Origin of the sequence: Amycolatopsis sp. NPDC004625 (assembly GCF_040609695.1) — a bacterium.
In the GTDB taxonomy this organism is placed as follows: Bacteria; Actinomycetota; Actinomycetes; order Mycobacteriales; family Pseudonocardiaceae; genus Amycolatopsis.
The window spans coordinates 94,968-117,849 of record NZ_JBEXKX010000009.1 but is presented as its reverse complement, the minus strand read 5'-3'; the positions used below and the strand labels follow the sequence as shown (position 1 = coordinate 117,849).

Sequence of the window (22,882 nt, the reverse complement as noted above, 5' to 3'; positions counted from 1 at the left end):
AAGCGGTCGCTTGCCGGGAAGTCGAGGGCCGGGTTCGAAATTATCGAACCCTTTGATTGTCCGGAAACCTCTGTGCCATAGTGCTTTCCGCCCGCACGTCGCCGCGCTGGAAGGGGCTGCCCGATGCCGGAACGAGAGCCGAGTGGTCTCCCCAGACGGGTCGTCCTGGGCGGGGTCGGCGCCGCCGTCGCCGCCACGGCCGTCGCGCCGATCGCCCGGGCCGCCGACGCGGTCGCGCCGCCGGGGGCGGCCCGGGAAAGCGATTTCACGACCGGCTGGCGGTTCGTCCTGGCGAACCCCGACGGCGTCACCGACCCCGGCGGCCGCTACGACCACGCCCCGGATCCCGCCTTCGACGACTCGGCGTGGCAGCTCGTCGACGTCCCGCACGACTGGAGCATCGAACTCCCGCCGGCCGCCCAGGGCACCGACAGCGGTTCCGGCTTCTTCCGCGGCGGCCTCGGCTGGTACCGCAAGACGTTCACGCTGCCGCCCCCGGTCGCCGGCAACCGCGTGTCGGTCGAGTTCGACGGCGTCTACTCGGACGCCCACGTGTACCTGAACGGCGAACTGCTCGGCCACCACCCGTACGCCTACACCGGGTTCGCCTTCGACCTCACCGGACGCCTGCACACCGACGGGCGCCCGAACGTCCTCGCCGTGCGCGCGACGAACCCGCTGCCCAGCAGCCGCTGGTACGCCGGCAGTGGCATCTTCCGCCGCGTCCGCCTGGTCGTCACCGAGCCGGTGCACGTGGCCCGGCACGGCACGTTCGTCACCACCCCGGACATCGCGGCCGGCCGGGGCACGGTCCGGGTCGCCACGGACGTCGCGAACGACTCCGGTGCCGCGGTGACGGCACTGGTCCGCACGACGGTCACCGATCCGGCGGGCCGCGTGGTGGCGGACGGTTCGGTCACCGTGGCGGTGCCCGCCGGGCGGACCGCGACCGCGACGTCCGGGCTGCGGGTCGAGCGTCCCCAGCTGTGGGCGCCCGGCGCGCCGCGGCTCTACCGGCTGCGCACCGACGTCGTCGTGGCCGGGCGCGCGCTCGACACGACCACGGCGGACTTCGGGTTCCGCTACACCGAATTCCACCCGGACAACGGGTTCTCGCTCAACGGCGTGCCGACGAAGCTGCGCGGGGTCAACCTGCACGCGAGCCAGGGCGCGCTCGGCGCGGTGATCGACCCGGCCGCGCTCGAGCACCAGATGCGGCTGATGCTCGCCATGGGCGTCAACGCGCTGCGGACCGCGCACAACCCGCCGGACCCGCAGCTGGTGACGGTCTGCGAACGGCTCGGGATCGTGATGATGGTCGAGGCGTTCGACTGCTGGCGGACCGGCAAGCTCGCCTACGACTACCACCGCGACTTCGACGAGTGGAGCGGCCGCGACATCGCCGAAATGGTGCACGCGGCCAAGAACTCGCCCGCGGTCGTGCTGTGGTCGATCGGCAACGAGGTACCGGACGCGTCGATGGCCGGCGGCCCGGAGATCGCGGCGGGGCTGATCGCCGCGGTCCGGGCGATCGACGGCACCCGGCCGATCGTGATGGGTTCGGACCGCTACCGCGGCGTGCCCGCGCCCGGGTCGCCGCAGGACCTCATCCTCAAGCAGCTGGACGGCCTCGGCGTCAACTACAACACCGCCCAGTCGATCGACGGGCTGCACCGGCAGTACCCGGACAAGTTCTTCTTCGAGTCCGAGTCGTCGTCCGAGACCTCGACGCGCGGTGTCTACCAGGATCCCGACCTGCTCAACACCGGCGAGAACCACACGCCCGGCAAGCGGGCGACCTCGTCGTACGACAACAACCTGGCGTCGTGGACGTTCAGCGGCGAGTACTCGCTGAAGAAGGACCGCGACCGGAAGTTCTGCCAGGGCCAGTTCCTCTGGGCCGGCCAGGACTACCTCGGCGAGCCGACGCCGTACGACGTCTTCCCGGTCAAGACGTCGTTCTTCGGCGCGGTCGACAGCGCGGGCCTGCCGAAGGACGCCTTCCACCTGTTCCGCAGCCAGTGGACCACCGCGCCGATGGTGCACCTGATGCCGATGGACTGGACGAACCACCGCCCCGGCGAGCCCGTCGCGGTGTGGGTGTACTCCACTGTGGACACCGTCGAGCTGGTTCTGAACGGGAAGTCGCTGGGTATCAAGAAGTTCGACCGGAAGACCACTGTGGACGGCCGGCCGTACCTGGAGACGTCCGAACCCACCGGCGACGACAGGAACGACCCGTCCGGCAGCTACGTCAGCCCGAACGGCGGCACCGGCAAGCTGCACCTGACCTGGCCCGTGCCGTTCGAGCCCGGCACGCTCACCGCGATCGCCCGGTCCGGCGGCCGCGAGGTGGCCCGCGACCGGCTCGTCACCGCCGGGCCGCCGCACGCGATCACCCTGGCCGCCGAACACCCCGGCGGCGGCGTGGTCGCCGGGGCGATGACGTTCGTGACGGCGTCCGTGGTGGACGCGCACGGGGTCGTCGTGCCCGGTGCCGGACCGGTGCTGCGGTTCGGTGTCCGCGGACCCGGGCGGATCGCCGGGGTGGACAACGGGCGGCAGGAACTCGCCCAGAGCTACCAGCAGCCGGCCATCCCGGCGTTCAACGGCCTGGCCGTCGCCGTCGTCGCGGCGACCGGCGGCCGCGGCCCGGTCACCGTGACGGCGGGTTCGCCGGGCCTGGCGCCGGGGACGCTCACCCTGCCGGGCACGAACCCCGGGCAGCGCAACGGCCCGGGCGCGCGGATGACCGAGGCGGCGGTGGTGCCGGCCGCCCCGGCCGCGGACGCGAGCTACTCCGGCGCCCCGGACACGGTGCCGTCGGCGATGCTGGACGGCAACCCGGCCACCGGCTGGTCGAACTTCTACGTCAAGCAGGCGACGGCGACGCTGAAGGCGGTGAGCCGGCCGCGGCCGCGGGACTGGGTGTCCCTGGCCTGGCCGTCGGCGCAGAAGATCAGGGCCGTCACGGCGAACTTCGTCGTGGACGGGACGCTGACGCTCCCGGCCGGCGCCGAAGTCGCCTACCGCACGGCCCACGGCTTCGAGCCGGTGCCGAACCTGCGGATCACGTGGGGGACCGGGGCGGACGACCCGACGACGTTCGCCTTCGATCCGGTCGGCACCACGGAGGTGCGGGTGACGCTGACCGCGCGGGGGTTCCTGCGGATCAGCTCCCTGCTGGCGCGCTGACCACGGGCCCGGCGGGGCGCACCCCCCGCCGGGCCCGGGTGGTCACCGGCTACAGGGCGCGAGGGCGTCGAGGCCCTGCGGTTTCGCGGCGTTGCGGCCGATCGCGGTGGCGATCCGGTTGATGGTCGCGACGCGCTTGTCTTCGAGCGGGCCGAGGATGGCGTTCTGCACGAAGTTGGGGCCGCCCTGCCCGACGGTCGTCTGCAGGCGGTTGTTGGCTTCGGAGATCTGGGTGTTCAGCAGTTCGAGGTTCCGCTGGACCTCGGCCTGGGCCTGGGCGGGGATGGCCGGGAGCTTGCTCGCCACGTCGGGGCAGGAGATCTGCCCGACTCCGGCGTTCCCGGTGTTGCCCGTGTTCCCGTTCTGCCCGGCGTTGCCCTTGCCGCCGTTGCCCTGGGCCGGCGCCGGAGCCGGGGCGCCGCCGCCCGCGCCCGTGCCGGCCTGCCCGCCCACCGAGCAGGTGGCCAGGCTGTCGAGGCCCTGCGGCTTCTCGGCCCGGCGCCCGATCGAGATGGCGATGCGGTCGATCGTGGACTTCCGCTTGTCCGCCAGCGGGCCGAGGATGGCGTTCTGGACGAAGTTGGGCCCGCCCTGGCCGACGGTCGTCTTCAGGCGGTTGTTCGCTTCGCCGATCTGGGTGTTGAGCAGGTCGAGGTTGCGTTGCACCTCCGCTTGGGCCTGGGCGGGGATGGCGGGGAGCTTGCTCGCCACGTCGGGACAGCTGATCTGGCCGACCGCCGCCTGACCGCCTGAGGCGGCGTTGGCGGCGCCGGGGTCACCGAAGGTCGTGGCGACCGCCAGTGCGCCGCCCGCGATCGCGAGGGCGAAGACCCCGGTCGCGATCTTCGTCCGCTTGGAGAGGCGGTGTCGTCCACCGGAAGCAGGCATGAATGACTCCGTTTTCGTACGTGAGTTAGCGTGAACATATGGGTGCTCCGCCGTGTTCGGGGGATACGGCGGAGTATTCGGATGGGGCGGACCTGTCCGGTCGCCGACGACCATGGTGGCCTCCCGATCAGGGGTTTGTCCAGTGTGATCCGGTCGGAAAAGAAGATCTGAACCATTTCGAACCGAGGTACGTGTACCCCTGTGACGGTGGCATCTGGCCGCGTTGTTTTACCGCTTTTTCGGCGCACGAGAATTGTCGTGCGCCATTTCGGCGTGCCCGGGCGGGCTTGACGCGGACCGCCGCGGCCTCCTAGCGTCGGCATACCGACCGGTCGGTGTCCAAAGGAGGTCACTGGATGAGCTGGTACGACGCGAAGCCCTGGCTCGCGAGCTACGACGAGCGGGTGCGGGACGCGGAACCGGCGCAGCCGACGACGTTGCCCGAGGCGTTCCGCCGGGCCGTGGACCACGTCCCGGACCGGGCCGCGATCGCGTACTTCGACGCGCGGCTGAGCTACCGCGAGGTCGACGAGCTCTCCGACGGCGTCGCGCGGTACCTGACGGCCCACGGCTTCGCCCGCGGCGACCGGCTCGCCCTGGTGCTGCAGAACATCCCCCAGTTCGTCGTCGCCCTGCTGGGCGCGTGGAAGGCCGGCGGGATCGTGGTGCCGGTCAACCCGATGTACCGCGAACGCGAGCTCACGCACGTGTTCACCGACGCGGGGGTCAAGGCAGTCGTCTGCTCGCAGCGCGGCTGGAACGCCTACATCGGCGAGACGGCGGCCGCGAACGGTGTCGGCATCGCCCTCACCACCAGCGAACTCGAGTTCCAGACCCGCGACGACGAGCGCGTGCTGGCCAAGGTCGAGCGGGAAGCGACCCCGGGCGCGACCGAGCTCCTCGAAGCCGCGGCCACGCCGGGTCCGAAGCCACCGGAACCCGCCTTCGCGCTCGGCGACACCGCCCTGATCAGCTACACCTCCGGCACCAGCGGCACGCCGAAGGGCGCCACCAACACCCACGGCAACATCGGCACCAACGCCGCCGGGCTCGGCTCCTTCAGCGGCCTGCCCGCGGGCTCGACGCTGTTCGGGCTCGCCCCGCTGTTCCACATCACCGGCATGGTCTGCGAACTCGGGTCCGCGATCGACATCGAGGGCACGCTCGCCCTGGCCTACCGCTTCGAACCGGGGGTCGTACTCGACAGTTTCCTGGAGCACAAGCCGTCGTACACGGTCGGGCCGTCGACGGCCTACATGGCGCTGATGGCGCACCCGTCGTTCAGCCGCGCGCACTTCGACTCGTTCGCGCTGCTGTACTCCGGCGGCGCCGCGCTGCCGCCCGCCGTCGTCGAGGCGTTCCGCGCGAAGACCGGCCACTACATCCACAACGGCTACGGCCTGACCGAAACGACGGCCGGCTGCGTCGTCGTCCCCGGCACCCTCGAAGCGCCGATCGACCCGGCGTCGGGCACGATCTCGATCGGCCTGCCGGTGCCGGACACGATCGTCCGGATCCTCGGCGAGAACGGCGAGGAGCTGCCGTTCGGCCAGGCGGGCGAGATCGCCGTCGAAGGCCCGATGGTCGTCTCGGGCTACTGGAACCGCCCGGACGCCACCGCCGAGGCCCTGCCCGGCGGCCGGCTGCTCACCGGCGACATCGGGTTCATGGACGAGCGCGGCTGGGTCTACGTCGTCGACCGCAAGAAGGACATGATCAACGCGTCCGGGTTCAAGGTCTGGCCGCGCGAGGTCGAAGACGTGCTGTACACCCACCCGGCGGTCCGCGAGGCCGCCGTCGTCGGGATCGCCGACGACTACCGCGGCGAGACGGTCAAGGCCTACGTCAGCCCGGCTCCCGGCGCGAACGCCGATCCGGCGGAACTGGTCGCCTGGTGCAAGGAGCGGCTCGCGGCGTACAAGTACCCGCGGACCGTCGAAGTCCTCGACGAGCTGCCCAAGACCACGAGCGGCAAGATCCTGCGCCGGGAACTGCGAGCGCGGGGCTGATGGTCGAGACCGTCCGCGGCGCGATCGCGCCGGAAGCGCTGGGCCGGGTGCTGATGCACGAGCACCTCTTCGTGCTCAGCCCCGAATTCGCCGAAAACTACCCGGAGCACGAAGGGTTCCGCGAGGACGAGCACGTCCCGGAGGCGGTCCGGCGCCTGAAGGAGCTCAAGGCGGCCGGGATCGACACGATCGTCGACCCGACGGTGATCGGCCTCGGCCGCTACATCCCGCGCGTGCAGCGGGTGGCGGCCGAGGTGGACGTCAACATCGTCGTCGCCACCGGGCTGTACACCTACAACGACGTGCCGCACTACCTGCACTTCCGCGGGCCGGGCACGCTGCTGCAGGGGGAGGACCCGCTGGTCGGGATGTTCGTCGGGGACCTGCGCGACGGCATCGCGGGCACCGGCGTCAAGGCCGGCCTGCTCAAGTGCGCGACCGACGAACCCGGGGTGACCCCGGGCGTCGAACGGGTGCTGCGAGCGGTGGCGCACGCCCACGCCGAAACGGGCGCGCCGATCATGACGCACACGCACGCCGGCACACGGCGCGGCCTGGAACAGCAGGAGGTGTTCGCGTCCGAAGGCGTCGACCTGACCCGCGTGCTCCTCGGGCACTCGGGCGACTCGACGGACCTGGGCTACCTGACGGAGCTGGCCGACCGGGGCTCGCTGCTGGGCATGGACCGGTTCGGCCTGGACCTGCTGCTGCCGTTCGAGGACCGGGTGAACACGGTGGCGGCGCTGTGCGAACGCGGCTACGCGGGCAGCATGGTGCTCTCGCACGACGCGTCCTGCTACATCGACTGGCTCCCGTCGGCGCAGCTGCCGTCGATCGCGCCGAACTGGCACTACCTGCACATCACCCGCGAGGTGCTGCCGGCGCTGCGGGAGCGCGGCGTGTCCGAAGCGGACATCACGACGATGCTGGTGGACAACCCGCGGCGGTTCCTGTCGTGGCGTTATCCTGGTGCGTCCTGAGAGGGGGTATTGCGGTGACCCGAGCAAGCACCCGCAAGCCGGGCGAAGCCACCGGCGACGACCAGGCCGCCGTCCCCCGGCGGCTGCTGGAGCACGCGACGAAGCTGTTCGCGAAGAAGGGCTTCGACCGCACCTCGGTCCAGGAGATCGTCGAGGCGGCGGGCGTCACCAAGGGCGCGATGTACCACTACTTCGGCTCGAAGGACGACCTGCTCTACGAGATCTACGCCCGGGTGCTGCGCGAGCAGACCCGCCAGCTGGAGAGCGTGGCATCGTCGGACGCGCCGTTGCGCGAGCGCCTGGCGGCCGCGGCGTCCGACGTGGTGGTGTCGAGCATCGACAACCTGGACGACAACACGATCTTCCTGCAGTCGATGCACCAGCTGTCCCCGGACAAGCAGAAGGCGGTCCGCGCGGAGCGGCGCAAGTACCACGAGCGGTTCCGCGGCCTGGTCGAGGAGGGCCAGCGGTCGGGCGAGTTCCGCACCGACAAGCCGGCCGACGTGGTGGTGGACTTCTACTTCGGGTCGGTGCACCACCTGGGGTCGTGGTACCGGCGGAGCGGTTCGCTGACGGCCCGCCAGATCGGCGACCACTACGCGGACCTGCTGCTGGACGCGCTGCGGCCGCCGGTGGGCTAGTGCTGCCGGACGTGGTCCAGCAGCAGTGCGCTCACCTCGTCCGGCGCCTCCATCGCCATCCACTGGCTCGCGCCCTCGACGATCTGGAAGCGGTACTCCGCGTCGATGTGGTGGACCGTCAGCTCCGCCGCGCTCTGGCTCAGGTACGGGTCCTCGCGGCCCCACAGGTACAGCGTCGGGACCGTGATGCGGCCCGCCGGGATGTCGAACTCGTCGTTCGTGGCTCCGCGGTACCAATTCAACGTCGCCGTCAATGCGCCCGGTTCGGAAAGGCGCTCGACCGTGCGCTCGACGACCGTGCGGGGAATGCGGCGATTGTAGACAGCCCGTAATTGCGCGGCTTCGTCGCGTAAGAGGTATTTCTCGGCCTTACCCTCTTCGCGGCGGAAGAAGCGGATGTAGCCCAGGTCGTGGAACTGGCCGTCGTCGGTGGCCGCCGCCTGGCGCAGGGCCGCCGGGTGGGGGGTCGACAGCACCGTCAGGGACCGGAGGCGGTCCGGGTGGGCCGCGGCGAACACCCAGGCCACCATGCCGCCCCAGTCGCGGGCGATCAGGTGGAAGCGGTCCGCGCCCTGGCTCTCGGCGAACGCCAGGACGTCGCCGACCAGGAGATCCAGCGTGTAGTGCTCGACGCCGTCCGGGCGCGCGCCCGCCGCGTAGCCGCGCTGGTCCACCGCCAGCGCCCGGTAGCCGGCCTCGCCGAGGGCGTGCAGCTGCTCCGTCCAGGACTCCGCGAACTCGGGCCAGCCGTGCAGCAGCAGCACGAGCTCGCCCGGCTCGGGCCCGGCCGCGAGCGCGGTGTGGTGGTGGCCGCCGACGGTGATGGTCACTTCCTCCAGCGCGGCGGCGTCCGTCGGGGCGACGGCTGATTCCATGGCGCACAGGCTAGATCCGCACCACCCACGAGAACCATGGGGATAAGGGCACTTTTGTCACACGTTTGCGCTCGGAGTGGCCTGGCTCACAAAAATCTCGCTCAGATGAGCGAAAATGCGCGGAGAAACTGAAGTTTCTTCATGAAGACCCCAGCCGCTCGAGGTCGACCACGGCCTTGTCGACCGAGAAGACGTCGGCCGGGCGGCGGTTCCCGGCGAGCAGCGAGACGTAACAGCCGTAGTCGATGGCGTACCCGTCGTACAGCCGGCCCGGGCGCCGCGGGTCGACCACGCCCCGCTCGAGGATGTGCAGCAGCCGCGCGTCGCACAGCGTGTCGATCACGGCCGGGCGGTCCCGCGCGGGCAGCAGGAACGTGCGGCACCGGCGGCGGCCCACCACCTCGTCCACCAGCAGGCCCAGCACCCGGTCGGCGGCGTCGTCGCGGCTGATCACCGACTGCTTGTCCCGCAGGTACCAGTCCCGCGCGGCCCGGCGGACGTGCGCCAGGGTGATCTTCTCGTCGTGCGCGTGCTGGGCGGCCAGCGCCGCGACGTTGATCGCGTCGCGCGGGACACCCTCGGCGGCCCGGACGAGCTCGCCGAACGCGCCGCCGTCGAAGGCCGCGTCGACGAACGCGCCGGGCACCGGCGTCCGCAGCATCGAGGCGAGGATCGGCCGGACGTGGTTGCCGAACAGCTCCCGGAAGAACGCCTGGGCCGCTTCCGGCGACCGGCCGAACACCAGGGCGTCGTCGAGGCTGACGGCGGACGCCGCGTCCGAGCCGACCTCGATGCCCAGGTAGTCGTCGTCGAGCGGGACGAAGAACCGGGCGCGGTGCTCGATCGCGGCGATCTTCACCGTGATGCCGCGGACCGGCAGGACGCTGCGGCGCAGCAGGTCGGCCAGGAACGGCTGCAGGTCGAGCGGCACGCTGCTCCACTCGTCGAGCAACAGCCACAGCCGCGCGGGCCGGACGCCGTCCGCGACGGCCTGCACGGCCCGGCTCAGCGGGCCGAACAGCACGCGGTGCTGCTCGACGCCGGTGCGCTTGCGCCGGCTCGACGCCGTCGCCGACGTCCTGCGCCGCGCGCCGGCTCGGGCGCCGCCGTTGCGGGTGACCGACAGTTCCGCCGAGTGTTCCCGTTCCACGGCGTCGCCGAATGTCTGTTCCTGTTCGGTTTCGCCGATCACTTCCACTTCCGTGGCGGCGGACACCACCGCGTCGAGGCCGCGCAGCAACGCGTCCGGGAAATCGCCGTCGACGGCCAGCGCGAAAAGCCGGTCGTGGACGGCTTCGAGGGTGTCGACCAGCAATTGCGTGCCGCGCTGGGCGGGGCTCAGCGCGGTGCTGGCGTACAGGCCGCCGGTGGAGCCGATCGTCCGCAGGTCGAGGTGGATCGCCAGGTCGCCGGTGCCTTCGGCGAGTTCCTGCAGGTGGCGCAACGCGTGCGTCTTTCCGGTACCGCGGCGGCCGAAAAGGATCTGGTGATCGGCCGAATTGATCATCGCGGAAAAGGAGCCGGCGGCGACGTAGGTCGCGGCCAGCGTCGAGCGGTCGGCGCTTTCCGCCCGCCGGGGAATGCGCATCAGAGCCTGGTTGAGGTGCCTCTGGACGGCCTGCGCCATGGGAGCCAGGGTACGGCAGCCATGGCCCGGTCCGGCACGGCCGAATGTGGTGCACACCGCGGAAACGGCCCGGGTCCCGGGCCGTTTCCGCCGGTGTTCAGGCGGGCAGGTCGAGCAGGTCCGCCAGCCGGGCGCGGTGCCGTCCCGGGGTGCCGAGGGCGATTTCGTCCGCCTTCGCGCGCTTCAGGTACAGGTGCGCCGGGTGCTCCCACGTCATCCCGATGCCGCCGTGCAGCTGGACGGCCTCCTCCGTCGCGCGGACGGCGATCGGCGCGTTGCGGGCCTGGGCGACCGCCACCGAAATCGGCACGTCGGTGCCGGTGGCCAGCGCGTCCGCCGCGTTGCGGGCCGCCGCGCGGGCGAGCACCAGGTCCGTGTACAGGTTCGCCAGCCGGTGCTTGAGCGACTGGAACCCGCCGACCGGGCGGCCGAACTGGTACCGGCCCTTGAGGTAGCTCACCGTCTCGGTGAGGGCCCACTCGGCGACGCCGGTCTGCTCCGAGGCCAGGATGCCCGCGCCGAACAGCAGCGCGTGCTCCAGCGCCGCGGCGGCCTCCGGGCCCGAGGCGACCAGCGTGGCCGGAGCCTCGGACAGCGTCACGTCGGCCACCCGCCGCGTCAGGTCGAACGACACCAGCTCCGTCACCGTCGCCGCCGACGCCTCGACGACGTACAGCGCCGGGCCGTCCGGGCCGGCGGCCGGGACGACCAGCAGGTCCGCCACCGACGCGTCCGCCACCGTGCCCACGCGGCCGGTGAGGGTGCCGTCCGCGGACGCCGTCACCGACGACGGGAAACCCGCGCCGGGGGCCGTCGACAGCGGCACGGCCAGCGCACCGATCGCCTGGCCCGCCGCCAGCCTGCCGACGAAGTCCCGCGCACCGGCGTGCACCAGCGCCGTCGTCGCCAGCACCACGCTGCCCAGGAACGGCACCGGCGCGACGCAGCGGCCCAGCTCCTCGGCCACGACCGCGACCTCGCGGGCCGACGCGCCGTGGCCGCCCAGCTCCTCCGGCACCGCGAGCCCGGCCACGCCGACCTCGTCGGCCAGCGTGCGCCACAGCTTCAGGTCGTACGGCTCGGCCGTCTCCACGCGCGCCAGCAGGGCTTCGGCGCCCGCCTTGTCCTTCAACAGGTCCCGGACCGAGGCCCGCAGGTCCTCTTCGACGTCGGAATAGAGCAGGTCACTCATCGGGGGAGGTCCTTCCAGGCGACGTCCTTGTCGACGCGCGGCTCCGAGGGCAGCCCCAGCACGCGCTCGGCGATGATGTTGCGCAGGACCTCCGAGGTGCCGCCCTCGATGGAGTTCCCCTTCGCGCGCAGGTAGCGGTAGCCGGCTTCGCGGCCGGTGAAGTCGACGATCGCCGGGCGCCGGAACGACCAGTCGTCGTAGGCCAGGCCCTCTTCGCCGAGCAGTTCGACCTCCAGGCCGGTGAGGGCCTGGTTCAGCTCGGAGAACGCGACCTTCATGGCCGAACCTTCCGGCCCGGGCGCGCCCGCCGTCAGCTGCTGGCGCAGCCGGGTGCCGGCCAGCCGCAGCGTTTCCGCCTCGACCCAGCGCTGCACGAGCCGGTCGCGCAGCTCCGGCGTGCGCAGCTCGGGCCGCTCGCGCCAGGTCTTCGCGACGATCCCGATCAGGCCGCCTTCGCGCGGCTGGACGTGCCCGCCGATCGCGACGCGCTCGTTCATCAGCGTGGTCTGCGCGACTTTCCAGCCTTCGCCGACCGCGCCGAGGCGCTGGGTGTCCGGGATCCGGACGTCGGTCAGGAAGACCTCGTTGAACTCGGCCTCGCCGGTGATCTGGCGCAGCGGCCGGACCTCGACGCCGGGCGCGGTCATGTCGCACAGGAAGTACGTCATGCCCTGGTGCTTGGGCACGTCCGGGTCGGTGCGGGTGACCAGGATCGCCCACTGCGACTCGTGCGCCCCGGACGTCCACACCTTCTGGCCGGTGACGACCCAGTCGTCGCCGTCGCGCACGGCCCGGGTGCCGAGCGCGGCGAGGTCGGAACCGGCGCCGGGCTCGGAGAACAGCTGGCACCACACCTCCTCGCCGGTCCACAGTGGACGCAGGAAGCGCTCGCGCTGCTCCGGTGTGCCGAAGGCGAGGATGGTCGGCGCGGCCATGCCGAGGCCGATGCCGATCCGGCGCGGGTTGTTGTCCGGCGCGCCCGCGTCCGTGAACACCGCGTCCACGACGGACTGCAGGGCGCGCGGGGCGTTCTGCCCGCCGAGCCCGGCGGGGAAGTGGATCCAGGCGAGCCCGGCGTCGAACCGGGCGCGCAGGAAGTCCATGCGGTCGGTCGTCTTCGGGTCGTGCGAGGCGAGGAACTCGGTCGCCTGGCGGGTCAGGTCTTCGGCGGTGACAGTCACTTCGCGCCCTCCGAGAGGTACTTCTTCAGTTCGCGCCGGGCCAGCGAGCGCTTGTGGACCTCGTCCGGTCCGTCGGCCAGGCGCAGCGTGCGGTTTCCGGCCCACATGGCGGCCAGGGGGAAGTCCTGGCTGACGCCGCCGGCGCCGTGCACCTGCACGGCCTTGTCGAGGATCCACTCGACCGCGGCGGGGGTCGAGATCTTGATGGCCTGGATTTCGGTGTGCGCGCCCTGGTTGCCGACGGTGTCCATCAGCCACGCGGTCTTGAGCACGAGCAGCCGCTGCTGCTCGATGCGGACGCGCGATTCGGCGATCCAGTCCTGCACGACGCCCTGCTGGGCGATCGGCTTGCCGAACGCCTCGCGCGAGATCGCGCGGCGGCACATGAGCTCCAGCGCGCGCTCGGCCATGCCGATGGCGCGCATGCAGTGGTGGATGCGGCCCGGGCCGAGCCGGGCCTGGGCGATGGCGAACCCGTCGCCCTCGCCGGCGATGAGGTTCTCCACCGGCACGCGGACGTCCTCGAAGAGCACTTCGGCGTGGCCGCCGTGGTCGCTGTCGTCGTAGCCGAAGACGTGCATGCCGCGCTTGACCGTGACACCCGGCGCGTCGCGGGGGACCAGGATCATGCTCTGCTGCTTGTGCGGCGCGGCTTCCGGGTCGGTCTTGCCCATGACGATGAAGATCTTGCACGCGGGGTTCATCGCGCCGGAGATGTACCACTTGCGGCCGGTGACGACGTACTCGTCGCCGTCACGCCGGATCGCGGTCTCGATGTTGCGGGCGTCGGAGGAGGCGACGTCCGGCTCGGTCATCGCGAAGGCGGACCGGATTTCGCCGTTCAGCAACGGTTCCAGCCACTGCTTCTGCTGCTGGTCGGTGCCGAACATGGCCAGCACTTCCATGTTCCCGGTGTCGGGCGCGGCGCAGTTGAGCACGCTCGGCGCGAGCCGGATGCTGCGGCCGGTGATCTCCGCCAGCGGCGCGTACTGCAGGTTCGTCAGGCCCGCGCCGTGCTCGCCGGGGAGGAAGAAGTTCCACAGCCCGCGCTTGCGCGCCTCGGCCTTGAGCTCCTCGACGACCGGCGGGATGGCCCACGGGTCGTCGCGCTCGGCGAGCTGCTGCTCGAACACGGCTTCGGCGGGGTAGATGTGCGAGTCCATGAACTCGAGGAGCTGCCCGCGCAGCTCCTCGGTCTTCTCGTCGAACGCGAAGTCCATTTACTTCTCCTCTTTGAGAATCTCGTTGCCGTGCGCGACGAGCGGCGCGACCCCGGCCCCGACGCCTTCGAAACCCGCCCCGACCGTCTGGCCCTTGCTGAAGCGGTAGTAGATGCCCTCCAGGATCACGGCCAGCTTGAAGAACGCGAAGCTGACGTACCAGTTCAGCTGCGAGACGTCCCGGCCGGAGAGCTCGGCGTAGCGGGCGACGACCTCGTCGGTGCTCGGGTAGCCGGGCGCCGAGCTGGCGTTGGACACGAAGGGGAGCGAAACCTTGTCACGCTCGGCGTAGGCGACCAGCAGCGCGAGATCGGTCAGCGGGTCGCCCAGCGTCGACATCTCCCAGTCGAGCACCGCCGAGATCCGGTCGCCGGCGTCGACCAGGACGTTGTCCAGCCGGTAGTCGCCGTGGATGATCGACGGCGGCCCGGACACCGGCACCGCCGCGGCGAGCCGGTCGTGCAGCTCGTCGACGCCCGGCAGGTCGCGGCTGCGGGACGCGTCGAGCTGCTTCTTCCACCGCCGCAGCTGCCGCTCGAGGAAGCCCTCCGGGCGGCCGAAATCGCCCAGCCCGACCGCGGCCGGGTCGACGGCGTGCAGGTCGACGAGCGTGCCGACCAGCGCGTCGGCCATCGCGCGGGTGCGGTCCGCGCCGAGCCGCGCGAGCTGGTCCGCGGTCCGGTACGGCGTGCCCTCGACGAAGCTCATCACGTAGAACGGCGCCCCGACGACGTCGGCGTCCTCGCAGAGCAGCAGGGCTTCGGGCACCGGCACGGCGGTGTCGCGCAGGCCGGAGATCACCCGGAACTCGCGGCTCATGTCGTGCGCGGTGGGCAGCACGTGCCCCAGCGGCGGGCGGCGCACCACCCAGCGCGACCGGCCGTCGCCCACCACGTAGGTGAGGTTCGACCGGCCGCCCTCCACGACGTCCGCGGTCAGCTCCCCGGCGGCCAGGCCGGGCCGGTGCGCGTCCAGGTGGGCGCGCAGGCGGTCCAGGTCGAGACCCGGCGGGTCGGTGCGGCTCATCGTGCCTCCTCCAAGCGTTCGACGCAGCATACCGACTAGTCGGTATGTAGTACAGCGGGCCCGGCCGGGGCGCACCCCGGCCGGGTGGTCACGCCAGGAACCGGGTGACCCACTCGGCGACGCAGGCGGGCTTCGCCTCGCCGTCGATCTCGACCGTCCACTTCGACACCGCCTGCTTGCCGCCGGGGATGTCGGTGACCTCCACCAGCTCGGCCCCGGCGCGCACCTTCGAGCCGACCTTGACCGGCTGCGGGAAGCGGACCTTGTTGAGGCCGTAGTTGATGCCCATCCTGATCCCGTTGACCCGGTAGATCTTCGGGCCGAACGCCGAGAGCAGCGACAGCGTCAGGAAGCCGTGGGCGATGGTGCCGCCGAACGGCCCCGCGGTCGCCATCGGCTCGTCGACGTGGATCCACTGGTGGTCGTCGGTGGCGTCGGCGAACAGGTTCACCCGGTCCTGGGTGACCTTCACCCACTCGCTGTACCCGAGGTGCTCGCCGACCGCCGCGGCGAAGGCGTCCAGGTTCTCGAACTCGCGCATCGGCCTCAGTCCTTCGGTCCGCCGGCGACGTAGACGACCTGGCCCGAGACGAATCCCGCGCCTTCGCTGACCAGGAACGACGTCAGGTGGGCGATGTCGTCGGGCGTGCCGACGCGCTGCACCGGGATCTGCGACGCGGCGGCGGCCTTGAAGTCCTCGAAGCTCATGCCGATCCGTTCCGCGGTCGCCGCGGTCATGTCGGTGGCGATGAAGCCCGGCGCGATGGCGTTGGCGGTGACGTTGAACTTGCCCAGCTCGATGGCGAGGGTCTTGGTGAAGCCCTGCATGCCGGCCTTGGCGGCGGAGTAGTTGACCTGGCCGCGGTTGCCGAGCGCCGAGGTGCTGGAGAGGTTGACGATCCGGCCGTACTTCTCCTGGGTCATGTACTTCTGCACCGCGCGGGTCATCAGGAAGGAGCCCTTGAGGTGCACGCCGAGCACGGAGTCCCAGTCCTGCTCGGTCATCTTGAAGATCAGGTTGTCCCGGGTGATGCCGGCGTTGTTGACCAGCACGACCGGCGGGCCGAGCTCGTCGGCGACCCGGGTGACGGCCGCCTCGACCTGCTCGGCGTCGACGACGTCGAGGGCGACGCCGACGGCCTTGCCACCCTTCGCGACGATCGCTTCGGCACCCTGCTTGACGCCGGCCTCGTCCAGGTCCAGCAGCGCGACGGCGAAGCCGTCATCGGCCAGCCGAGCGGCAACGGCGGCACCGATGCCGCGGCCGGCACCGGTGACCACGGCGACACGGGAAGGGGAATCGGTCACGGGGACCTCCTCGTCGTTGAGAAGCGGGCTCGTGCCCGCGAGCCTACTAAGCGGTTGGTCACAGACGATACGGCCCGCGGCCCGTATTCCGATGCCAACGTACGCAGATTTCCCCGGTGCCGCCTGGTCGTCCCGGGTTTCCCGAGGACGACGGCGGTGCGCGCGGGGGCCGGTGGCCAAGGTCACACCCGTCACACCATCGGCTGATCACCGCCACCGAACCAGCGACACCGGTCGTCCGCGATGATCAGCTGTGTTTTGTTGGACCGGTGCCATCGCTGCGCGTAACCCACGTCCTGACCGCCTTGGCCGTCGCCGCGGGCGCCGTGACGCTCGCCCTGGCCGCACCACCCGGCGCCCGCTCGTCCGCACCCGCCGCGGCGACGCTCGTGCGGTTGACGACGTCACCGGTCGAAGCGCTGGGTCTCGACGCCTACACCGGGCGGTACGGGGTGGCGGAGTCCGCCGCGGGGGAGACCGACAACGGGGATTTCGGCGATCCGGACGGGATGCTGAGCAGGATCAGCGTCGCGACGAAGGAGACCCGGACGTCCGCCGACCCGGCGAAGAACTGGGCCCAGGCGCAGTTGACGGCGCTGGAGGTGAAGGTCGGGGGAAAGCCGTTCCTGCGGGTGGCTTCGCTCGATTCGTACGCCGAATGCGTGCCGCCGCCGGTGGGCCCGTGGGCGCTGGCCTACAACCGCACGAACAGCGGCGTGATTTCGGTGCTCGGGCACCTGGTGCGCGCGGGCCGGAACGAGGTGAGCGTGACCGGGGCCGAGCTGGGTGATCCCGAGATCGGCAAGAGCACGCTGACGGTCGTGGTCACCCCGTTCCAGGACCCGGCGGCGCAGAGCCGGCAGGATCACGCGCGGGCGTGGCTGGACATCGACGTTACGGCGGTGCTGAAGGACAAGGACGGGAAAACGGTGTACGACGGCCCGTTGACGTCACTGCGGCTGGGCGAAGTCGAGGCGCAGTGCGGGGCCCGGCCGCCGACCAGTTCCACGACGGCTTCGACTTCCACTGCGACCTCAACCTCGACTGCGACCTCGACAGCGACCTCGTCTTCGCCGACGACGGGTTCTTCGAGCGCCACCTCGACGTCGTCCACCTCGACGGAGGCATCGCCTTCCGGTTCGGTGAGCATCACGCCGACGTCGGGCACCCCGGGAGGAACGACACCACCGCCGGCCGGCCCCGGACCGCACGGCGGCCTGGCCGGCACCGGCATCGGCGCCTTGCCCGCCCAGGCCGCCACGCTCGTCGCCCTGCTGGCGGCCGGCCTGACGCTGCTCGCCGTGGCACGGCGACGAGGCAGGCGCTGAAGCCGGGTCAGTTGAGCTTGCGGGTGTCCGCGGGAAGCCCGCCGCCGGCGTAGACGTCCTCGGCCAGCTTGGCCAGGGCCGTCAGAGCCACGTTCTGGCTCCACGGGCCGTAGGAAACCCGGGACACGCCCAGTTCCTGGGCGCGGGCCAGCGGGATCGAGCCGGGGATGCCGATGAGGTTGACCTTCCGCTCGCCGAGCTCCTCGACGAGCCGCGCGACCTGGCTCTCGTCCAGCTTGCCCGGCACGAAGAAGTTCGACGCGCCCGCGTCGAGGTACGCGCGGCCGCGGGTGAGGGCTTCGGCCAGGGCCGTTTCGGGGTCGGTCTTGAGGAACGCGTCGGTGCGGGCGTTGAGGACGAAGTCGACGCCGGCCGACTGGGCGGCCGCGACAGCCGCTTCGACCGCCTTCACCGCTTCGCCCAGCGGCTTCATCCGGTCTTCGGGGTTGGCCCCGACGGCGCCGGCTTCGATCGCCCTGGCCACGGTGCCGCCCGGGTCGCCGTAGCCGGCTTCGAGGTCGGCGGTGACCGGCAGGTCGCCGGCGTGCCGCACGATGAGGGCGACCTCGGCGATCATCTCGTCACGCGGGATCTTCTCCCCATCGGGGTAGCCGCGCGAGGCGGCGATGCCGTGGCTGGGCGTCGCGAGCGCTTGGGTGCCGGGCGTCTCGGCGACGACCTTGGCGGTGATGGCGTCCCAGACGTTGACGACGAGCAGCAACTCGGGCGCGGCGTGCAGTTCCTGCAGGAGCGTGGCCTTCTCGGCGGTCGAGATCATGCCGTCCAATGTAGGCGAAGGCGCCCGCGTTCCACGCCGCGTCGATCATCCGGAAGGTCTCGTCCAGTGCGCGGCGTGATCACCCGGCGGCGGCCGCCGTCATCCGGCCCAGGAACTCCGTGGTGGCCCGCAGCACCGCCGGATCCGCGGCCTGCAGCGTGGCCGCGATCCCGGTGCCCGCCACGGCGAGGAACTCGCGGGCCCGGTGCCGCGCTTCGGGCGAGGGGCGCAGGGTGACCCGGCGGCGGTCGGGGTGCTCCCGGCTGCGGCCGACGTGGCCGGCGGCTTCGAGGCGGTTCACCAGGGCCGTCGTCGCGCCGGTCGTCATGCCGATCCCGCGGGCGAGCTGGACCGGGGACAGCGGCGAGCCCGCCTCGGCGGCCCAGATGATCCGGCCCAGGGCGTCGGCGTCGGACGCCGGCAGGCGCATCCACGCGGCGAAGCCGCGGTTCAGCTCGGCGAAGCCCAGGGCCCAGTCCCGCAGCGCGTGCATCACCTCGACCTGGGCGGACGTCCACGCGGTGGTCAGCGGGTCCGGCGCCGTCATGCCGACTCCTTCACAGTGAAGTAACTTGGCCATGAAGCTACCTGACGGCGGGAGTGGGATGAGCACACGACATGCGGTGATCTCGGGGGCGAGCATCGCCGGCCTGTCGGCGGCCTTCTGGCTGCGGCGGACCGGGTGGGAGGTGACCGTGCTGGAGCGGGCCGCGGCCTTCCGCGACGGCGGGCAGAACGTGGACGTCCGGGGCGTCGCCCGGGACGTGCTGCGGCGGATGGGCCTGATCGAGGCGGTCAAGGCGCAGAACACCACGGAGACCGGCACGGTCTTCGTCGACGGCACCGGCCGGGTGCGGGCGGAGCTGCCGTCCGACCCCGAGGGCGCGACCGCCGAACTCGAGATCCTGCGCGGTGATCTCGCGCAAACCCTGCTCGACCACCTGCCCGACGGCGTCGGCATCAGTTACGGCGACACGATCGCCGACGTCGCGGAGGACGCCGACGCGGTCACGGTGACCACGGAATCGGGCCGGGTGCTGCGGGCCGACGTGCTGGTCGTCGCCGAGGGCGTCCGGTCGGCGACGCGCGACCGGCTCTTCGGCGACCTCGTCGAACGGCGGGAACTCGGGGTCGCCATGGTGTTCGGCACGATCCCGCGAACGGACGGCGACGACGACCGCTGGCGCTGGTACACCACCACCGGCGGCCGCCAGGTGCACCTGCGCCCGGACAACCACGGCACGACGCGCGCCATCCTGGCCTACGCCCCCGCGGAGCACCTCACGGACCTCGACCGCACCGACGCGCTCGGCCGCACCCGCGCCCGGTTCGCCGACGCCGGCTGGGAAGCAGCGCGCGTCCTGGACGCGTTCGACACCGCCGACGACGTCTACATCGACAACCTGACCCAGATCCGCATGCCGGCCTGGCACCGCGGCCGGGTCTGCCTCGCCGGCGACGCGGCCTGGTGCGTCACCCCGATGGGCGGCGGCGGCGCGTCACTGGCACTCACCGCGGGGTACGTCCTCGCGGCGTGTCTGTCCACAACGGACTCCGACGTCGAGGCGGCGTTCGCCGCCTACGACGAGTGGATGCGTCCGCTGGTCGACGACGTCCAGGATCTGCCGCGCTGGATCGTGCCGTTCGCGTACCCGCAGAGCCGGTTCGGGTTGAGCTTGCGTCGTGTGCTGGACAAGGTCCTCACGTCGCGGCCGTTCGCGCCGTTCCTGGCGAAGGTGACGAGGGTGGCGGCCACGGACCGTCCGCTGCCGAGCCTGGGGACTCCGCCGGGAACGAGCCGGTGCTCAGCGGGCGGCTGACCAGCTGGGCGCGGACCGCCAAGCGCGTCTCGAGGTCGCCCAGTTCGCGCAACAGCGTCGTCAATGCTTCGTTGCCGGCCAGCTCGGCGTAGTGCGCGGGCAGGGAACGCTCCAGGCGCTCCAGGGTCATGATCAGCTCATCGCGCCGCTCGGGGGTGCGGCCCGGGAGCATCATGCCGTGGCGGCGGAACACTCGGCCGGCGGTGGACCACCACATGTCGCTCGCTCCCGGAGGGTCGGTCACGCGGCCGCGGACCGCCGCGTAGTCGAGGAACTCGCCGATCGGGTCGGTGCCGGTCTGGGTGCTGACGAGTGATTCGTAGACCGCCGGGTACAGGTGCTGGAGGATGATCACGATGATCAGCCTGCCGCTGCCCAGCGGGGGTTTCCGCCAGGCCGGGCTCAGTTTCTGCTGCAGGACGAAGCTGTTGATGATCCGCTTGATCCGCCTCGGGTTGCCTTCGGTCCGCTCCACGAGGATCTTGGTGACGGTCTCGTCCACGAACCCGCCGACGCCCGCCTGCTGGGCGTAGCTGTGCACCAGCTGCACGGTGCTCGTCCGGTCCGGGACCGGGATGCGGTACACCACCTGCACGATCTTCTCCAGGTAGGTCCGCCCTTCGCCCTCGCCGCCGCGGGCCGACGTCGAGACGCCGCGGGCGAGCACGGACAGGTCGCAGCCGATCACGAAGATCACCCCGGTCGTGGCGAGGTACAGCTTCACGGCCTCGCAGATCTGCACCACGACGGCGTCGGAGCAGCGGTCGAGGTCGTCGACGAACACCACCAGGGTGCGGCCGGTGCGCAGCTTGGCGTCCTTGGTCCAGTCTTCGAGGATCTTCTGGATCCAGTCCCGCATTTCGTTGCGGGACTTGGCGTTCACCTCGAGCTTGGCCCACAGTTCGTCCGCCAGCCGCGAGATGCCGAAGAACCGCATCGCGACGGAGAACGCGAGACGGAGGAGGTCGAGCGTGTGGCGGCTCTTCGACAGCTTGCGGATCCAGCGCCGCAGCAGCCGCGCGTCCAGCTTCACGATCACGGACTTGATGAGGGCGTCCAGCGCGTTGCCGGCCTGCGCCGTCCACGCGTTGAAGGAAACCTTGACCAGATCGGGGTTTTCCGGCAGGGCGGCCTCGATCTGGCGCAGCAGGGTGCTCTTCCCGGTGCCCCACCCGCCGTCGATCGCCATCACGAACGGCGACGGCGTGCGGGTCAGGATCGACGCGATCCCGCGCGCGGTTTCGGTGGCGCCGAGGAGGTCGCCGGCGGCGTCGGCGACGGGCTGGTCGTTCAGGAGGTGGTAGGCGTTCTCGTCGCCGGACGGTTCCTCGTACGCATCCGGTGACCAGAATTCGCGGACCGACTCGGCGGGAACCCCGGTGTCCTCCGCGACGATCTGGATGATGTCGTCCTCGTCGATCTCCGAGACGACGTCGAGGTCGTCGGTCTGCCACTGGTTCTCGTGCGTGTTCCGCTCGTGGAGCAGCTGCTTCTCGGTGTCCCGCAGCCGGGCGGCGCCTTCCCAGTCCTGCGCGTCGATCATGTCTTCTTTTCGCCGGCGCACGTCGGCGATCTTCTCGTCGAACTCGCGCACGTTCTTCCGGGCCGCCCGGCGGATGCGCAGCCGGGCACCGGCCTTGTCGAGCAGGTCCACCGCGCTCTCCGGCAACGGCCGGTCCGAGACGTACCGGACGGCCAGGGTGACCGCTGCGACGAGAGCCAGGTCGGTGATCGAAACGCGGTGGTGTGCCTCGTACCGGTCGCGGACACCCCTGAGGATTTCGACGGCGTCTTCGAGTGTCGGCTCGCCGACCTGGATCGGCTGGAAGGTGCGGTCGAGGACCGGGTCCTTCGTGATGTACCGGTGGTACTCGTCGGCGGTGGCGGCGCCGATGACCTGCAGTCCGCCGCCGGTCAGCATCGGCTTGAGCAAGGATCGCGCGTCCGCCAGCCGGGCGTCGGCATCGGCGCCGAAGAGTGTGTGGATGCCGTCGACGAACAGGATGACGTCACCGCGCAGGCGGACGTCCTTGACGGCTTTCCCGAGGGCCTCGGTCCGCTCGGCCGTCAGGGAGCCGAGATCGAGGGTGCACAGCTGTTTGTCCCTCAGCGTTTCGGCCACTTCGCCGGTGACGATCAGCTGGGCGAGACCTTCCACGACGTCGGCCGCGCCGACGCCGGGCTCGCCGACGAGCACGGGGCTGTTCTGGGTCCGGCGGGACAGCACCTGCATGACCCGCCCGATCTCCTCGTAGCGCCCGACGACCGAGTCGAGCTTGCCCCCGCGGGCGAGCGTGGTGAGGTTGCGGCCGAACTGTTCGATCTCCAGGGGCGGCGTGGGCTCGCTGGCGCTGTCCTTGTCGTCGGACATCAGCTGCGACACCTGACGGCGGACCCGCTTGAGGTCGGCGCCGAGCTTGACCAGGGCCCGCGCGGCGACGCCGTCGCCCTCGCGGAGCAGGCCGAGCAGGAGGTGTTCGGGACCGATGTGGGCGTGGCCGAGCTCATCCGACTCACGCAGCGACAGCTCCAGCACCTTCTTCGCCCGCGGCGTGAACGGGATGTGCCCGCTCGGCGCCCGCTGGTCCTGGCCGAGAATCTCCCCGACCTGCTCGCGGACGCCTTCGAGCCCGACGCCCAGCGCCCCCAGCGCCCGGGCGGCGACGCTTTCACCCTCGTGCAGCAGGCCGAGCAGGAGGTGCTCGGTGCCGATGTGGTCGTGGTCGAGCATCCTGGCCTCTTCCTGGGCCAGGACGACCACCCGCCGCGCGCGGTCGGTGAGCCTCTCGAACATGTGTTGAGGTCGCCGTTTTG

The 22,882-nt window shown here is 71.4% G+C and carries 18 protein-coding genes; 6 read left to right on the top strand and 12 right to left on the bottom strand.

Going from position 1 to position 22,882, the window contains the following annotated elements; all coding sequences use genetic code 11:
* Nucleotides 1–123 precede the first annotated feature (123 nt).
* Nucleotides 124–3,195 (top strand): glycoside hydrolase family 2 TIM barrel-domain containing protein, encoded by a 3,072-nt coding sequence (locus ABZW17_RS12835; RefSeq protein WP_354812718.1) that lies wholly within the window; start codon nt 124–126, stop codon nt 3,193–3,195.
* Between the two features lie 42 nt (nt 3,196–3,237).
* Here ABZW17_RS12835 and ABZW17_RS12830 read toward each other — a convergent pair whose 3' ends face one another.
* On the bottom strand, nt 3,238–4,083 hold the full coding sequence (locus ABZW17_RS12830) for a hypothetical protein (protein ID WP_354812716.1): 846 nt from the start codon (nt 4,081–4,083) through the stop codon (nt 3,238–3,240).
* Nucleotides 4,084–4,439: 356 nt separating this feature from the next.
* On the opposite strand from ABZW17_RS12830, the gene ABZW17_RS12825 reads away from it, so the two are divergent.
* The 3 genes from ABZW17_RS12825 to ABZW17_RS12815 are packed head-to-tail and all read left to right on the top strand — an operon-like array spanning nt 4,440 to nt 7,713.
* Nucleotides 4,440–6,092: an AMP-binding protein gene (locus ABZW17_RS12825; RefSeq protein ID WP_354812714.1), complete on the top strand. Its 1,653-nt coding sequence runs from the start codon at nt 4,440–4,442 to the stop codon at nt 6,090–6,092.
* Nucleotides 6,092–7,072 carry a phosphotriesterase-related protein gene (locus ABZW17_RS12820; RefSeq protein ID WP_354812712.1) on the top strand — a complete coding sequence of 327 codons (981 nt, stop codon included), beginning with the start codon at nt 6,092–6,094 and terminating at the stop codon, nt 7,070–7,072. The genes ABZW17_RS12825 and ABZW17_RS12820 overlap by 1 nt, the downstream gene beginning before the upstream one ends.
* Before the next feature lie 14 nt (nt 7,073–7,086).
* Nucleotides 7,087–7,713 carry a TetR/AcrR family transcriptional regulator gene (locus ABZW17_RS12815; protein WP_354812710.1) on the top strand — a complete coding sequence of 209 codons (627 nt, stop codon included), beginning with the start codon at nt 7,087–7,089 and terminating at the stop codon, nt 7,711–7,713.
* Here ABZW17_RS12815 and ABZW17_RS12810 read toward each other — a convergent pair.
* From ABZW17_RS12810 to fabG, 8 genes are all read right to left on the bottom strand, one after another.
* Nucleotides 7,710–8,588: an alpha/beta hydrolase gene (locus tag ABZW17_RS12810; RefSeq protein WP_354812709.1), complete on the bottom strand. Its 879-nt coding sequence runs from the start codon at nt 8,586–8,588 to the stop codon at nt 7,710–7,712. The two genes, ABZW17_RS12815 and ABZW17_RS12810, sit on opposite strands and share 4 nt — an antisense overlap.
* Before the next feature lie 139 nt (nt 8,589–8,727).
* Nucleotides 8,728–10,215 (bottom strand): hypothetical protein, encoded by a 1,488-nt coding sequence (locus tag ABZW17_RS12805; RefSeq protein ID WP_354812707.1) that lies wholly within the window; start codon nt 10,213–10,215, stop codon nt 8,728–8,730.
* A gap of 97 nt (nt 10,216–10,312) precedes the next feature.
* Nucleotides 10,313–11,407, bottom strand: a complete 1,095-nt coding sequence (locus ABZW17_RS12800; protein WP_354812705.1) for an acyl-CoA dehydrogenase family protein — start codon at nt 11,405–11,407, stop codon at nt 10,313–10,315.
* The gene (locus ABZW17_RS12795; RefSeq protein WP_354812703.1) at nt 11,404–12,588 is read right to left on the bottom strand and encodes an acyl-CoA dehydrogenase family protein; all 1,185 of its coding nucleotides are present in this window, start codon (nt 12,586–12,588) and stop codon (nt 11,404–11,406) included. The genes ABZW17_RS12800 and ABZW17_RS12795 overlap by 4 nt, the downstream gene beginning before the upstream one ends.
* Complete coding sequence (locus ABZW17_RS12790) at nt 12,585–13,808, bottom strand: acyl-CoA dehydrogenase family protein (protein WP_354812701.1); 1,224 nt, start codon at nt 13,806–13,808, stop codon at nt 12,585–12,587. The genes ABZW17_RS12795 and ABZW17_RS12790 overlap by 4 nt, the downstream gene beginning before the upstream one ends.
* Nucleotides 13,809–14,834 carry a phosphotransferase family protein gene (locus ABZW17_RS12785; protein WP_354812699.1) on the bottom strand — a complete coding sequence of 342 codons (1,026 nt, stop codon included), beginning with the start codon at nt 14,832–14,834 and terminating at the stop codon, nt 13,809–13,811.
* Nucleotides 14,835–14,922: 88 nt separating this feature from the next.
* Nucleotides 14,923–15,375: a MaoC family dehydratase gene (locus tag ABZW17_RS12780; protein ID WP_354812697.1), complete on the bottom strand. Its 453-nt coding sequence runs from the start codon at nt 15,373–15,375 to the stop codon at nt 14,923–14,925.
* A 5-nt stretch (nt 15,376–15,380) separates the two neighbouring features.
* The gene (gene fabG, locus ABZW17_RS12775) at nt 15,381–16,142 is read right to left on the bottom strand and encodes a 3-oxoacyl-ACP reductase FabG (protein ID WP_354812695.1); all 762 of its coding nucleotides are present in this window, start codon (nt 16,140–16,142) and stop codon (nt 15,381–15,383) included.
* Between the two features lie 269 nt (nt 16,143–16,411).
* On the opposite strand from fabG, the gene ABZW17_RS12770 reads away from it, so the two are divergent.
* Nucleotides 16,412–17,470 carry a hypothetical protein gene (locus ABZW17_RS12770; RefSeq protein ID WP_354812693.1) on the top strand — a complete coding sequence of 353 codons (1,059 nt, stop codon included), beginning with the start codon at nt 16,412–16,414 and terminating at the stop codon, nt 17,468–17,470.
* A 7-nt stretch (nt 17,471–17,477) separates the two neighbouring features.
* Here the strand turns inward: ABZW17_RS12770 and ABZW17_RS12765 are convergent, their stop codons facing one another.
* Complete coding sequence (locus ABZW17_RS12765; protein ID WP_354812691.1) at nt 17,478–18,248, bottom strand: isocitrate lyase/phosphoenolpyruvate mutase family protein; 771 nt, start codon at nt 18,246–18,248, stop codon at nt 17,478–17,480.
* A gap of 79 nt (nt 18,249–18,327) precedes the next feature.
* The gene (locus ABZW17_RS12760) at nt 18,328–18,795 is read right to left on the bottom strand and encodes a MarR family transcriptional regulator (protein WP_354812689.1); all 468 of its coding nucleotides are present in this window, start codon (nt 18,793–18,795) and stop codon (nt 18,328–18,330) included.
* Between the two features lie 58 nt (nt 18,796–18,853).
* On the opposite strand from ABZW17_RS12760, the gene ABZW17_RS12755 reads away from it, so the two are divergent.
* Entirely contained in the window at nt 18,854–20,068 is a 1,215-nt protein-coding gene (locus tag ABZW17_RS12755) for an FAD-dependent monooxygenase (protein WP_354812687.1), read from the top strand.
* Here the strand turns inward: ABZW17_RS12755 and ABZW17_RS12750 are convergent.
* Entirely contained in the window at nt 19,950–22,862 is a 2,913-nt protein-coding gene (locus tag ABZW17_RS12750) for a P-loop NTPase fold protein (protein ID WP_354812685.1), read from the bottom strand. The two genes, ABZW17_RS12755 and ABZW17_RS12750, sit on opposite strands and share 119 nt — an antisense overlap.
* Nucleotides 22,863–22,882 lie beyond the last annotated feature (20 nt).